The sequence below is a fragment of the Microbacterium sp. BH-3-3-3 genome, from assembly GCF_001792815.1.
Classification (GTDB): domain Bacteria; phylum Actinomycetota; class Actinomycetes; order Actinomycetales; family Microbacteriaceae; genus Microbacterium.
The window spans coordinates 2869829-2882905 of sequence record NZ_CP017674.1 but is presented as its reverse complement, the minus strand read 5'-3'; the positions used below and the strand labels follow the sequence as shown (position 1 = coordinate 2882905).

Sequence of the window (13077 nt, the reverse complement as noted above, 5' to 3'; positions counted from 1 at the left end):
AAAGCCGGGTCCACCCTTCGGGGCGGACCCGGCTTTCGCGTGTCAGACGCTCACCACTGCGGGTGGATCTCCGCCCGCAGACGGCGGTCGTAGACGTCACGCACCAGCGCGTCGAAGGCGTCGAGGTCGAAGCCCTCGTCGAGGAGCTGTGCGGCCCCGGCGTTCGATGTGGCCTGCGCCACCGAACGTGCGCCCGGGATCACCGAGGTGATGCCCTCGCGCGAGGCGATCCACGCCAACGTGGCCGCGGGCAGGGTGACGCCCTCGGGAAGCGAGGCCTTGAGCTCGTCGGCCGCGGCCACGCCCTCGGCGAACGGGACGCCCGAGAACGTCTCACCCTTGTCGAACGCCTCGCCGTTGCGGTTGTACGTGCGGTGATCGTCCTTGTCGAACGTCGTGTCGGCGGTGTATTTGCCCGAGAGCAGACCGCTCGCCAACGGCACGCGGGCAAACACGGCGACGTTCTTCTCGGCCGCCATCGGCAGCACCTCGTCGAGGGGCTTGAGCCGGAACGGGTTGAAGATGATCTGCAGGTTGCTGAGGTTCGGCCGGCGGAGCGCCGAGAGAGCCTGTTCCATCGTCTCGACCGACGCGCCGTAGGCGGCGATGACCCCCTCGGCGACGAGCTGGTCGAGCGCGTCGTAGGTGGCGTCGTCGTCGATCACGGCCGACGGCGGGCAGTGCAACTGCACGAGGTCGAGGGTGTCGGTGCCGAGCAGCCGCCGCGAGCGGTCGATCCACCCACGGAAGTTCTCGATCGTGTAGTTCTCGGGCACCTGGTCTTCGCGACGGCCCATCTTGGTCGCCACGGTGATCCCCGCGGCAGCGGTGTCGTTCAAGAACTTCCCGATGATCTCTTCGGACCGGCCGTCGCCGTACACGTCGGCGGTGTCGAAGAGCGTGACGCCGGCGTCGGCCGAGGCGGCCAGCACGGCGAGGGCCTCGTCTTCGCTGACACCGCCCCAGTCGGGGCCGAGCTGCCAAGTACCGAGGCCGATCACCGAGACGTCACGGCCGGCGCGGGAGAGGGGACGCTGCTGCATTGCGGTTCCTTTCGAAGCTGGTTCCGAGCCTATCCAGCGTGTCCGGCACCGGGGCCGCGCCTCACCGGACGCCCCCTGCGCACCCCGTGGCGGTCGTCAAGCCCGTTCGCCCGGTCGGTGGTCGCCCATAGCGTGGCGGCACACCCCACGGAAGGAACGCCATGAACACTCCCGCCGACCGGCTCCCCGGAGCCGACGAAGAGAACATCGTCCCCGAGTCCGAGGGCCTGGCCGCCGATGTGCCCGCCGGCGCCGCCGGCGCCGACACCGGTGCCGTCGGAGCGGCGCAGATCGACGCCGACGACGAAGCCCGCATCCAGGGCATCTCGAGCCAGAACGACCTGCCCGGAGTCGGCACCCGCGCCGCCGACGGCCTCACCGAGCGGGGCACCGATGACGCCCGCGGCGAGGGCGGCTCGACCTCGCAGCACACCGAGGACACCGGCGGCGGCTCGGCCACCGCGCACGCGGCCTCGGACACCCCGACCGAGGGCGAACCGCACGTCGACGCCGACGACCCCATCGCGAAGTTCCAGCCCGGCGTCGGCCGTGATTCCGCGGCATCCAGCAAGATCGCCCAGAGCCTGCCCGATCCCGACGACGCGTGACCCCGGCGGGGGCGGCCCTCCGGTCGCCCCCGCGCAGGGTCCGGCACCAGACCTGCCGCCGCGGCGACGCTCAGCGTGCGAGGCGCAGGGCGTCTTCGGCGAGGTGGAAGAAGTCGCCCGTCGCCGCGGTCACGGCCTGCGCGTCGTCGGCCGAGAGAAGCAGCACCACCGTCGCCTCCCCCTCGTCGTCGCGCACGAACCAGCTGCCGGTCAGCACGCCCAGGCTCGAACCGCCCTTGAAGCCGACGTAGGGCCACGTGCCGACGTCGAGTCCCGCACCGGGGTTCTCGCTCACGATGGCGAGCACCTCGGCATCCTGGGTCTGCTGCAGCGCCCGATGCACGGCGGCGATGTCGGTGGCCGAGGCGAACCAGTCGAACCCGTCCTGCCACACCGGGGTCGTCACGTCGGTGACGCCGACGGCCAGCGGGGCGGCGTCGATGCGGTCGAGCAGCGCGCGCTTCGCGGCGTCGTCGGCACGCGCCCACTCCTCGCGCAGAGCCGGCTCGCCCCAGCCCAGGGTGAACAGCTCCTTGGTCGAGAGGAAGGGCGTCAACGCCGCGGGGTCGGCGTGGCCGCTGCGTGCGACCGCCGCTTCGACGCGCTCACGCCCGAGCCGCTCGATGAGCAGGTCGGTGGCGGTGTTGTCGCTGATGCGGATCATGGCCGAGGCGGCCTCGCGCACCGACACCTCGGTACCGGTGGGGGCGTTCTGCAGCTCGCCCGAGGGCAGGCTGCGGTCGGCGTCGTCGAGCACGAGCGTCTCGTCCCAGGCGAGATCCCCGGATGCCACGGCATCGGCCGCCGCGAGCAGCACATACAGCTTGAAGATCGAGGCGAGGGGAGCTGCCCGTTCGGTGTCCACCGCCACGACGTCGTCGTCTCCTCGCCGGATCAGCGCGCTGACCTCGCCGGGAAGATCGCCCAGGCGCTGCTCCACCTCGTCGAGCGAGGCGGAGGGCACCCACGGCTCGGCGACCGGGGCGAACACCATGCCGGTGATGCGGTCGTTGCCGTCGATCGCGAGCGAGAGATCGAACGGGTCGCCGAGCGTCCCGGCGAGGGTCGCGACCGCCTGGGTCTCGGTGCCCTGGTACGCGGTCACGGTGAAGGGCGCCGCCGGGCGGATCTGCCGATTGAGCAGCTCGGCGATGTCGTCGGCCGACACCTGCTGCTGGAAGTCCTCGTGCAGCACGCGCGACCAGTCGCCGGCCGTCGTGTCGGCCTCGGCCTCGAGCACGTCGATCACCCAGGTCAGCCGCTCCCCCACGGGGGTGGCCGGCACCTCGACCGAGGCCGCGGGGGTTGCGGGAGTGTCGGGCGCGGAGCTGGTGCACGCGGTGAGGGCGGCGATCGTGGCGATCGAGAGGGCGGCGGCGAGGCGACGGGCGAGAGTCACGGGAGTCCTTCCGGGGGGCTTTCCACGCTACGGACCCGCACCTCACGACGCCTCCCTCGCGAGACGGAGATACGCGAAGGTGGAGGCATGCCCGACCTCCGCCTCGAATCCCTCGCCCCCTCCCTCGACGACTACCTCGAGCTGCGCCGCGCCTCGGGCCTCACCCCCAAACGTCCCGACCAGGGCGCGCCCGCGCTCGCGAACAGCTGGGCCTGGCGTCGGATCGTGGATGCCACGGGTCGATCGATCGCGATGGGCCGGGTCATCGGCGACGGCGGGTGGTACTTCCTCATCGCCGACATGGCCACGCTGCCCGAGTACCAGCGACGCGGTCTCGGCCGCCGCATCCTCGAGGACCTTCTCGCGGAGATCCGCGCGAAGGCCCCCGAGGGTGCCTACGTGACCCTGCTGGCCGACCCTCCGGGCCAGGCGCTGTACCGCAGCCTCGGCTTCACCGAGCCGACGACGGGTTCGGTGACGATGCACCTGCTGCTCGAGGGCTGAGCGGGCCGCCGCACCGCGGCCCGTCGCCGCGCCGTCACACCGTGGGCCGCCTTGCCCCGGTCCGCCGTCGCGCCCGGAGACCGAGCAGCACGTCGAGCACCACGAACGCCGCGAGCGTGTAGCCGACGAGCGGCAGGAACAACCCGATCGCCACCGCGACCACGAGCACCGCCCCGATCCCCCACCAGGGCGCCCCGTGCAGTGCGCCGCGCGCCGGCGCCGACGCGAGGCCGCGGGTCGGGCGACGGTTCCACCACATCGCGTAGCCCCAGACGACGAGCGCGGCGATGCCGATCGCCAGGGCGAACAGCACGAGCTGGTTGACGAGACCGAACAGGGTGCCCATGTGCAGGTCGACGCCCCAGCGAGACAGCTTGGCGAGCAGCGGATAGTCGGCGAAGTCGACCCGATCGGTCACGTGCAGGGTCGATGCGTCGATGGCCACGGCATCCACTTCGGTCGGGAAGCTGCGGTGCACCTCCTGCACGACCCACGCGTCGCCGACGGCGGCCGGCGGGCGGATCTCGACGTCGCCGGTGTTGACGTTGACGCGCTTCGCGACGGCGAGGACGGCGTCGAACGTGGCCGGGTCCGCCGCCCCCGGAGTGTCGGCGTGCGCCCCGCCGCCGTGTCCGGCGTGCTCGCCGCCGGCCTCCGCCTCCGCACCGAGCGAGGTCGTCAACGCGGGTGTCCCCTCACCGACCGCGGCACGCAGGTCGGAGACGTGCGCGCCCGCCGAGGCCGACCAGGTGATGCCCGTCGCCGCGAGGAAGACCGCGCCCAGCACGACCCAGATCCCGACGGCCGAGTGCCAGCCCGACAGCTTGCGGTACCCCCGGTGCGCGCGGTTCGGGCGCAGCAGGTCGCGGCGCCCGCGGCGGCTGCGCACGAAGCGGCCGATCCACAGCCCGAGGCCCGCGAGCGAGACGATCCCGAGCCAGGATGCCGCGAGCTCGCTGTACAGCCGGCCCGGCTCGCCCAGGTGCAGCGAGCGGTGCAGGTCGCTGATCCAGTGCCGCAGGGGCAGCGCGCCGCTCGTGCCGTACGCGGGCAGGTCGCCGCGGATCTCGGCCGTCGCGGGGTCGACGAAGATCGCCCGCGTGGTGCTTTCGGGCAACGCCTCGTCGGCGAACAGGACGCGCGTGGTGTCACCGGGCGCGGGGGCGGGCCGTACGGCGACCGGTGAGGCCCCGCCGCCCACGTAGGCCTCGGCCGCCTCGACCTGGTGGGCCAGCGGCATCCCGACCAGGGTGGAGGTGGCGGTCACCTCGTGCGCGTACATGACCCTCTCGAGCGACGGCGTGAGGGCGTACAGCGCGCCGCTCAGCGCCGCGACCAGGATGAACGGCCCCACGAGCAGCCCCGCGAAGAAGTGCAGTCGGCGCAGCAGCGCGGTGAACCAGCCTCGTCGCGGAGCACTCGGCCCGCTCCCCGACCGTCGAGTGTCCGGAACACGCCGCACCGCGTCGTCTCCCGACGGCGTGTTGTGGACACTCGACGGGGTGGATGCCGTCATGACGGCGCCCCGGGCTGGACGGGGCGGCCGGGGGCGGGCGCGGGCGGCGGGGACGGCGGGGCGGACTCGTCGGGAGCGGATGCCGCGACGACCGACGCCGGCAGGGTGAGGGGAGGGGAACGGAACATGGAGGATCTCTTCTCCGGGCACCGGGTGGCGCCCGTCGGTCGGCGGCGCCGCGCGCGTGCACGACGGGCCGGGGTCCCGCGCGCGGTCGACGTCGCAGCGTGGCGGTGCGCCACGGGAGACGACATCGCCGCTCGACGATGACCGAGGAAGGGGGCGTCCCGAGGGGACGTGGAAGGGAGTCGCGCCGGCGCGAGAGCACTCGGCGTGCGCGACCGCCCGCCCGGTCCGTCAGACGGCCGGGACGCACCGCTCACGGCACGACGTGACGCGGAGCAGGGTCAGGATGCCGAGACCGGCGGCCCGCGACGCCTCGCGCTCGCGGCGAGCAGCACCGAGGTCGGGCGCACGACGGCGACCACGACCGCAACGCGATGGCGCGCCGACACGGGCCCGAACGTCGCCGCCATCACGCGCACGCGCGCACGCAGTCCCTCGACCGCGCGGCCCGCGAGCGCACGCAGCACCCCCAGGGTGCGTTCCGCGCGGTGCAACGCCAGCGAGGTGACGGCGGCGGCGAGCGCGTGCCAGAGCCACATCGTGGCATCCGGCGTCAGGGCGGCGCCCACCGGATCCGCGGCGACCGCCGGGAAGACGGCCCCGTGCACGTGGCCGGCCGCGCCGAGGTCGTAGCTGCCGAGCACGAACAGCGCGTGGAACAGCAGCTGGCTGACGACGACGGCCGCGCTCAGACGCCAGGCCGAGAGCCGTCGGCCGGCCAGGACCGTGCAGGCGACGAACGACAGCGCGAGCGGAACGACGACACCGATCCAGCCGGGCACGGCTCCCCCGCCGGTCACGTGCGAGAGCAACGCGACGAAGGTGGCGATCGATGCAGCGACGCCCCCGCGCGCGACGCGTGCGCCCCGTGCCCGTCGTCGCATGGCCTCCATTGTGGCAGGGGTTCCCCGCGCGTTCCGCGCACTCCATCGGTGTCGAGCAACAGGAGGGCGATCAGCACGCCCCCGCCCCTAGGCTGAGGCCACCCGACCCAGGAGGATGCCGTGCCCCGACCCCGCGCCGTAATCGCCGGAGCGAGCGGATTCGTCGGCGGAGCGCTGGTCGCCGCGTTCCGAGACGACGGCTACGACGTCGACACGATCGGCCGCACCGGCACCGCGACCTGGGCCGATCCGGCCGCCGTGGCGCGGGTCGTCGACGGCGCCGACGTCCTGGTGAACCTGGCGGGCAAGATCGTGTCGTGCCGGTACACCGACGCGAACCGTGACGAGATCCTGCGCTCTCGCGTCGACACCACCCGTGCCCTGCACTCCGCCGTCGCGCACGCCGCCCATCCACCCGCGGTGTGGATGAACGCCTCGACCGCGACGATCTACCGCCACGCCACCGAGCACGGCCACGACGAGGTCGACGGCGAGATCGGCGAGGGGTTCTCGGTCGATGTGGCCACGAGCTGGGAACGCGCGTTCTTCGAGGGAGAACTGCCCCGCACGCGCCGGGTGGCGTTGCGCATGGCGATCGTGCTCGGAGACGGTCCCGCGACCCGCATGCTGTTCGCCCTCGCCCGACTCGGGCTGAGCGGCCCGCAGATCGACAGCTGGTGGTTCCCCCACCGCCGATACCGCGGAATCGGCGCGCGCCCCACGGGGCGCCCGTGGTCGAGCTGGCACCGCACCTCGGGCCACCAGCGCTTCAGCTGGATCCACATCGATGACGTCGTGGCATCCGTGCGATTCCTGCGCGACCGCGACGACATCGTCGGTCCGGTCAACCTGGCCGCGCCCGCCGTGAGCGACAACCGCACCCTCATGCGAGAGCTCCGGCGCATCGCGCGGGCGCCGATCGGCCTGCCCGCTTTCCGGTGGATGCTCGATCCGGCGATGGCGCTGCTGCGCAACGAGCCCGAACTCGTGCTGAAGAGCCGGTGGGCGGTGCCCCGCGTGCTGACCGAGGCGGGCTACGTCTTCCGCTATCCCGAGCTGGCCCCGGCGCTCGAGGCGGTGGCGGCCCTGCGCCCCCCGCGCGGTCGCGACCTGTTCTCGGCCTGAGCCGGCCTCACGCGAAAGGCCGCCCCGGCCGCGTGACGCACGTCGGTGCGGCACACGGGGGACGGCTTCGGATCGCTCCGACCTCGGTCGGATCCGGGGGTGGGGACGAACGGTCAGACCTGGCGACGGATGAACCGCATGAGCGCGGCGATCACACCGATGATCAGGATGATCACGCCGATCCAGAGCAGGAACTTCACGGCCTCGACGAAGATGCCGAGGAAGAGGAGCACGAGACCGACGATGACGAGGATGATGGCGAGAGCGGGCATGGTCCCACTCTGCCGGGTCGACGCCCCCTCGTCTGCGCCCTTGACACCGTGCGGGCGGCACCGCACGGGTGGCGCCGTGCGGGCTGCGCGGCGGAAGCCGTGTCAAGACCGCTGCGCCCCCGGCATCCGCGGACTAGCGTCGCTGTCATCACGACCCCCAGGAGGCGGACATGACTGAGCGCGACGTCAACGGACACGGCACCGGACCCGAAGAAGGCGAGTACACCGACGTGCAGCTGCCCGGCGGAGACGACGACCGCGGGAGCGCCGACGCGCCCGGCGAGTACGTCGACCGCGAGAACGCCGACGGGAGCGAGTCGCGCCCCCGCACCGACGAGGCCGGCGCCTACACCGACGTCGAGCTGCCGAGCGGCGACGAGGCGCACGAAGACCTCGACAACCCCGGCGAGTACACCGACCGCGACCGCTGAGCGATCAGAGTCCCTCGGTCAGCACCCGGCGATCACCGCTCGAGCGTGCGCTGCGGTGCGACGCGATACACCTCGACGTACGACCGCACGAAGGCGTCCGGGTCGGCGAAACCCCATCGGGCGGCGACCTCCGCGACCGACGCACATCCCGCGTCGGCGTCGAGGAGGTCGGCGTGAGCCGCGCTCAGACGCGCCGCGGACAGGTACTCCTCGGGAGAGGACGCAAGTTGCCCGTTGGCCGCGAATGCGCGACGCAGACCGGTGGCAGACGTGCCGACGGCACGCGCCGCGTCGTCGACCGTCACCGGCAACGACGCGTGATCGTCGATCCACGACGTCGCGGCGGTGTAGATCGTCGCCTGCTCGAGGGCCGATGCCCGCCGCTCGCGTGCGTCGCCCACGAGCGGGAACGCCTCGAGCGTCGCCGCGGCGAGGGCGCGTCGCACGTGCGCCCGCACGAGAGGCTCCGCCAGCAGGGGGACCTGCGTCAGCGACCACCGCAGCGTCGCGAGCCAGTACTCGCCCAGGCGCCGCGACACCGGTCCCGTGCCGGCGAACCGGGCCACGAGCGTCTCGTCGCCGTAGATCGTGCGGGCCGTCTCGCTCAGCCACTCGGCGTCGAAGGCCACGAGCTGCACCGTCGTGTCGATCGGTCGCCCGATGAGTTCGCGACCGGGCTGCACGATGCCGGGCTCCACGCTGTAGTCGCCGGATTCGGAGCCGATGGTCCACGAGAACCCGGGATTCGAGGTGGCGAAGTAGAACCGATCCGCCTCGTAGACGATCTCGGCCCGGCAGTCCCAGGTCAGGTGTCGCAGAGCGAACGCCGCATCACCGACCGCGTGCTCCGCGATCGAGGCCCTCTCGGCGAGCACGTCGACCCGCCCGTACTGCTCTTGCAGCCAGGCCTGCGTGTCGGCCACGTCATCGGTGCGGACGCGCGAGTCGAAGAAATCGTTCATAGGCGAGGACGGCGAACCGCTGGAAAACGGACCGCTCATGCCCATGATAGTTAACCCCCCTCACCCCGACTCACCAGGAGAGACACCCGTGGCCGACTCGCCCGCTGTGCGCCCCATCCATCCCGACGACGCCGGAGAGGTGCTCACGATCCAGCGCGCCGCCTTCGCGAGCGAAGCGCTCATCTACGGCGATCCCGACATGCCTCCGCTCACGCAGACCCTGCCCGAGCTCGAAGCCGAGCTGGTCGAGAACCTCGGCTGCGTCGCCGTCGACGGACACCGGATCGTCGGCGCCGTCCGCGCACGCCGTGACGGGGAACTGCTGCTCATCGGGCGCCTCGCGATCGCCCCCGATCAGCAGGGCGCCGGTCTCGGAACGTTGCTGCTGGCAGCGGTCGAGCAGCGCGGACGCGAAGCCGGCGCCACCGAGGCGGAGCTCTTCACCGGCGGCCTGAGTGAAGCCAACCAGCGTCTGTACGAGCGCGAGGGGTATCACCGCACCGAGACCACCGCCGACGGCGAGATCTTCTACCGCAAGCCGCTCACCGCCTGATCAGGACGCCACCCCCCTGTTGAGTGTCCACGACACGCCGCAGTGCCGACCGCGAACGCGGCGTGTGTCGGACACTCAACAGGGGGGGTGGCGCACCGCAGACGAAGGGGCCGCCGCCCGATCCCGGACGACGGCCCCTTCTGCGCGTCACGCTTACGGCGTCGGCATGCCGCCGTTGACGTTGAGCGTCTCGCCGATGACGTAGCTCGACTCCGCCGAGGCGAGGTACACGTACGCGGGGGCGAGCTCGGCGGGCTGGCCCATGCGTCCGAGCGGGGTCTCCTCGCCGAACTCGTCGACCTTCTCGTTCGGCTGACCGTCGGTCACCTGCAGCGGCGTCCAGATCGGGCCGGGTGCCACGGCGTTCACGCGGATGCCCTTGGGCGCGAGCTGCTGACCGAGGGCCTTGGTGAAGGTGTTGATGGTCGACTTGGTCGAGGCGTAGTCGACGAGGATCGGCGCGGGCGAGTACGCCTGGATCGACGTGGTGTTGATGATGGCCGAACCCGCGGGCAGGTGCGGGATGGCCTCCTTGCAGATCCAGAACATCGCGTAGACGTTGGTCTTGAACGTGTCGTCGAACTGCTCGTCGTCCAGCGTCGTCAGGTCTTCGTTGAAGATCTGCTTGCCGCCGTTGTTGACGACGATGTCGAGGCCGCCGAGGCCCTCGACCGCTTCCTTGACCAGCGTGCGGGCGTACTCGCGCTCGCGCAGGTCGCCGGGGATCTGCACGACGGTCGCGCCGGCCTCACGAAGGATTCCGGCGATGCGGTCGGCATCCACCTTCTCCTCCGGCAGGTACGACATCGCCACCGAGGCTCCCTCGCGGGCGAACGCGATCGCGGTGGCCGCGCCGATCCCCGAGTCGGCTCCGGTGATCAGCGCCTTGCGGCCCTTCAGCCGCTCGCTGCCGACGTAGGTGTCCTCGCCGAGCGCGGCCTTCGGGGTCAGCTCGGCATCGAGGCCGGGCTCGGGCTGGTCCTGCGCCTGGGGCTCGATGTCGGCGTAGAGCTTCGTGGGATCGGTGAACGTGTACTGCGTGCTCATGGCGAGTCCTTTCATGGGGGATGGATGCCGAGACGAGACGTCGCGGCAGAGGATCAGCGGCCGGAGAGCTCGGCGGCATCCACGAGTTCGCGGATGACGAGCGCGGCGTTGATGAGGGCCAGGTGACTGAGCGCCTGCGGGAGGTTGCCCCAGAACGCCCCGTCCGATTCGGCGATCATCTCGGAGTAGATGCCGACGTCGTTCCCCTGGGCGACGAGAGCGTCCATCGCCTCGACCGCCTCGTCGTGGCGGCCGACGCAGGCGAGCGCCGTGGCCCGCCAGAAGGCGCAGGCGACGAACGTCTGCTCCTCCTGGTCCATGCCGGTGTACCGGTAGACGAGGTGGTTCTCCGTCGTGAGACGTTCGGTGATGGCATCCAGGGTCTTCGACATGCGCTCGCCCCGGTCGAAGCCGGTGGGGGCGTGCAGCAGCACCGACGCGTCGAGATCGGAGCTTCCGGGGGCGAGCGTGTAGGCCTCGAGCTCCTCCGACCAGCAGTGCTCTTCGACCCAGCGGTGGATGCGGTCGCGCTCCGCGCGCCACCGGTCGGCGTTGTCGGGGATGTGTCCGCCGGCCGCGAGCCACTGGGCGTCGTCGAGGGCCTTCCAGCAGCCCATCTTCGACGAGGTGTAGTGACGCAGCTCCGGGAGCTCCCACATGCCCGAGTCCTCGCGGCGCCACAGGTCGCACGTGCGGTCGGCGACGTCGGCGAGCAGGCGTCCGGTCTGGATGTCGAGACGGTTCCCCGCCTCGACGTAGGTGCGGCACAGGGCGATCAGGTCGCCGTATACGCCGAGCTGCAGCTGCCCCTGCGCGGGGTTCCCGGTCACGACCGGTTGGTTGCCGTTCCAGCCCGGCACGTCGTGCTTCTCGAGCCCGATCTCGGCCTCGCCGTCGAGGGTGTACATCACCTGCACCTCGGGACCGTTCTTGCGGATCGTGCGCAGCAGCCACGAGATGGCCGCGTGCGTCTCCTCGCGCAGACCGAAACCCACCCAGGCGTGCGCCGTGTAGGCGAGATCGCGCACCCAGGCGTAGCGGTAGTCCCAGTTCTTGCCCCCGCGGGGGTTCTCGGGGAGCGACGTCGTCGCCGCCGCCGCGATCGCCCCGGTGGGGCTGAACAACAGCAGCTTCAGCGCGAGGGCGCTGCGCTGCACGTCTTCGGCCCAGGGTCCCTCGTACGAGAACTCGTCGGACCACGTCGTCCACCCGTCGACGGTGCGGTCGATGCCGCGGTCGACGTTCTTCGCGTCGGGGATGCGCAGCGGCTCCCCCTCGGTCGCGGCGATCACGAGCAGATGGCGCGAGCCCTTCGACGTCGTGAACGCGCCGTCGATGCTCTCGTTGCCGGCATCCGGGTCGCCATGCAGACCGTGCTCATGGCCGACAACGGCGAGCGAGACGTGTCCGATGCGCATGATCGAGAAGCCGTCGATGCGTTCGGTCCACGGGGCGGCGGAGCGCAGCATGGTGCCGGGCTGTACGCACCAGGCGAACTCGACCTCGCCCTTCACCCCGTCGACGCGCCGCGCGAGCTCGGCCCACGGGAGGCGTCCGGCGATGCCCGTGACCATGGCGTCGGTCACGGTGGCCACCCCCGACGCGGTCGTGAAGGTCGTCTCGAGCACGTTCGTGTGCGGCAGGTAACGCCGGGTGACCTCGTACTCCTCCACCGGAGCGAGTTCGATGCACCCGCCGGCCGATTCGTCGACGAGTCGCGCGAACACGGGGCGCGAGTGGATGTTCGGGAGCGGCAGCCAGTCCACCGATCCGTCGAGACCGATCAGAGCGACCGTCCGACCGTCACCGATCGCGGCGTAGTCGCGGAGGGGGCGAGACGGAGCAGGGGGTGTGTGGGGCACGTCTCCACGCTAAGAACGGCGCGGTGAGGCGAGGCCGGGGTTGTCCATTCCGAGGGGAGCGGCTACGGCGCCGACCCACGCGTCGGCAGCTACCCCGCTGTGCGAAGGCTCGCAACCCCCGCCGCGCCCGCCGACGAAGCGCCTAACGTCGCTACCGACCGCGAGTGAAAGGAAGGCGCATGTCCGCCACCCAGGAGACCACCAAGAACCGCCGTCGCCCCGCCCGCGGCGGCAACGGCCCCGAAACCACCGAAGAGCAGAACGCCGAGAGCGGCTTCCAGGCCTCGGAGGAGCTCACCGACAACCTTCAGCGCGTGCTCATCGACCTGATCGAGCTGTCGATCCAGGGCAAGCAGGCGCACTGGAACGTCGTCGGCAAGAACTTCCGCGACACCCACCTGCAGCTCGACGAGATCATCGACGCGGCACGCGAGTTCAGCGACACCGTCGCCGAGCGCATGCGTGCCCTGCACGCTCTTCCCGACGGCCGCAGCGACACCATCGCCGAGACCACGACCCTCCCCGAGTTCCCCCAGGGCGAGGTCGACACCTCGGAGGTCGTGGACCTGATCACGGAGCGCCTCGACGCCACCGTCGGCACCGTCCGCGAGGTGCACGACGACGTCGACGACGAAGACCCCACGAGCGCCGACATCCTGCACTCGATCCTCGAGCGCCTCGAGCAGCTGTCGTGGATGGTCAGCGCGGAGAACCGCGTCGCCCGCAGCTGAACGACGACGTACAC

At 71.7% G+C, this 13077-nt stretch carries 14 protein-coding genes; 6 read left to right on the top strand and 8 right to left on the bottom strand.

The genetic code is table 11. The features are described 5' to 3' along the window. Window positions 1-50: 50 nt before the first annotated feature. Entirely contained in the window at window positions 51-1043 is a 993-nt protein-coding gene (locus tag BJP65_RS13305; RefSeq protein WP_070409452.1) for an aldo/keto reductase, read from the bottom strand. Between the two features lie 161 nt (window positions 1044-1204). On the opposite strand from BJP65_RS13305, the gene BJP65_RS13300 reads away from it, so the two are divergent. Further along, window positions 1205-1651, top strand: coding sequence for a hypothetical protein (locus BJP65_RS13300; RefSeq protein ID WP_070409451.1), 447 nt, complete (start codon window positions 1205-1207; stop codon window positions 1649-1651). A gap of 70 nt (window positions 1652-1721) precedes the next feature. On the opposite strand, the gene BJP65_RS13295 is transcribed toward BJP65_RS13300, so the two are convergent. Beyond that, window positions 1722-3050 carry a Cpe/LpqF family protein gene (locus BJP65_RS13295; RefSeq protein ID WP_070409450.1) on the bottom strand — a complete coding sequence of 443 codons (1329 nt, stop codon included), beginning with the start codon at window positions 3048-3050 and terminating at the stop codon, window positions 1722-1724. Window positions 3051-3137: 87 nt separating this feature from the next. Here BJP65_RS13295 and BJP65_RS13290 point away from each other — a divergent pair, with 87 nt between their 5' ends. Beyond that, window positions 3138-3554: a GNAT family N-acetyltransferase gene (locus BJP65_RS13290; protein ID WP_070409449.1), complete on the top strand. Its 417-nt coding sequence runs from the start codon at window positions 3138-3140 to the stop codon at window positions 3552-3554. A 34-nt stretch (window positions 3555-3588) separates the two neighbouring features. On the opposite strand, the gene BJP65_RS13285 is transcribed toward BJP65_RS13290, so the two are convergent. Both BJP65_RS13285 and BJP65_RS13280 read right to left on the bottom strand, forming a co-directional pair. Continuing rightward, on the bottom strand, window positions 3589-5070 hold the full coding sequence (locus BJP65_RS13285; RefSeq protein ID WP_083285851.1) for a PepSY domain-containing protein: 1482 nt from the start codon (window positions 5068-5070) through the stop codon (window positions 3589-3591). 407 nt (window positions 5071-5477) lie between these two features. Then, a complete protein-coding gene (locus BJP65_RS13280) occupies window positions 5478-6080 on the bottom strand; it encodes a hypothetical protein (RefSeq protein ID WP_070410014.1) in 603 nt (200 codons plus the stop codon). A gap of 120 nt (window positions 6081-6200) precedes the next feature. Here BJP65_RS13280 and BJP65_RS13275 point away from each other — a divergent pair, with 120 nt between their 5' ends. After that, entirely contained in the window at window positions 6201-7205 is a 1005-nt protein-coding gene (locus BJP65_RS13275; RefSeq protein ID WP_070409447.1) for an epimerase, read from the top strand. Between the two features lie 113 nt (window positions 7206-7318). On the opposite strand, the gene BJP65_RS16835 is transcribed toward BJP65_RS13275, so the two are convergent. Beyond that, complete coding sequence (locus BJP65_RS16835; RefSeq protein ID WP_181015936.1) at window positions 7319-7477, bottom strand: hypothetical protein; 159 nt, start codon at window positions 7475-7477, stop codon at window positions 7319-7321. A 170-nt stretch (window positions 7478-7647) separates the two neighbouring features. Between BJP65_RS16835 and BJP65_RS13270 the strand changes: the two genes are divergently transcribed. After that, window positions 7648-7908: a hypothetical protein gene (locus BJP65_RS13270; protein WP_055938500.1), complete on the top strand. Its 261-nt coding sequence runs from the start codon at window positions 7648-7650 to the stop codon at window positions 7906-7908. A 32-nt stretch (window positions 7909-7940) separates the two neighbouring features. Here BJP65_RS13270 and BJP65_RS13265 read toward each other — a convergent pair whose 3' ends face one another. Next, window positions 7941-8870: an AraC family transcriptional regulator gene (locus BJP65_RS13265; protein ID WP_070409446.1), complete on the bottom strand. Its 930-nt coding sequence runs from the start codon at window positions 8868-8870 to the stop codon at window positions 7941-7943. Between the two features lie 43 nt (window positions 8871-8913). Here BJP65_RS13265 and BJP65_RS13260 point away from each other — a divergent pair, with 43 nt between their 5' ends. After that, on the top strand, window positions 8914-9423 hold the full coding sequence (locus BJP65_RS13260) for a GNAT family N-acetyltransferase (RefSeq protein ID WP_055839517.1): 510 nt from the start codon (window positions 8914-8916) through the stop codon (window positions 9421-9423). Window positions 9424-9576: 153 nt separating this feature from the next. Here the strand turns inward: BJP65_RS13260 and BJP65_RS13255 are convergent, their stop codons facing one another. After that, the gene (locus BJP65_RS13255; RefSeq protein ID WP_055838603.1) at window positions 9577-10470 is read right to left on the bottom strand and encodes an SDR family oxidoreductase; all 894 of its coding nucleotides are present in this window, start codon (window positions 10468-10470) and stop codon (window positions 9577-9579) included. A gap of 53 nt (window positions 10471-10523) precedes the next feature. Continuing rightward, a complete protein-coding gene (locus tag BJP65_RS13250) occupies window positions 10524-12332 on the bottom strand; it encodes a glycoside hydrolase family 15 protein (protein ID WP_070409445.1) in 1809 nt (602 codons plus the stop codon). Window positions 12333-12511: 179 nt separating this feature from the next. Here BJP65_RS13250 and BJP65_RS13245 point away from each other — a divergent pair, with 179 nt between their 5' ends. Continuing rightward, window positions 12512-13063 carry a Dps family protein gene (locus BJP65_RS13245; protein ID WP_055938511.1) on the top strand — a complete coding sequence of 184 codons (552 nt, stop codon included), beginning with the start codon at window positions 12512-12514 and terminating at the stop codon, window positions 13061-13063. The last annotated feature ends 14 nt before the right edge of the window (window positions 13064-13077 follow it).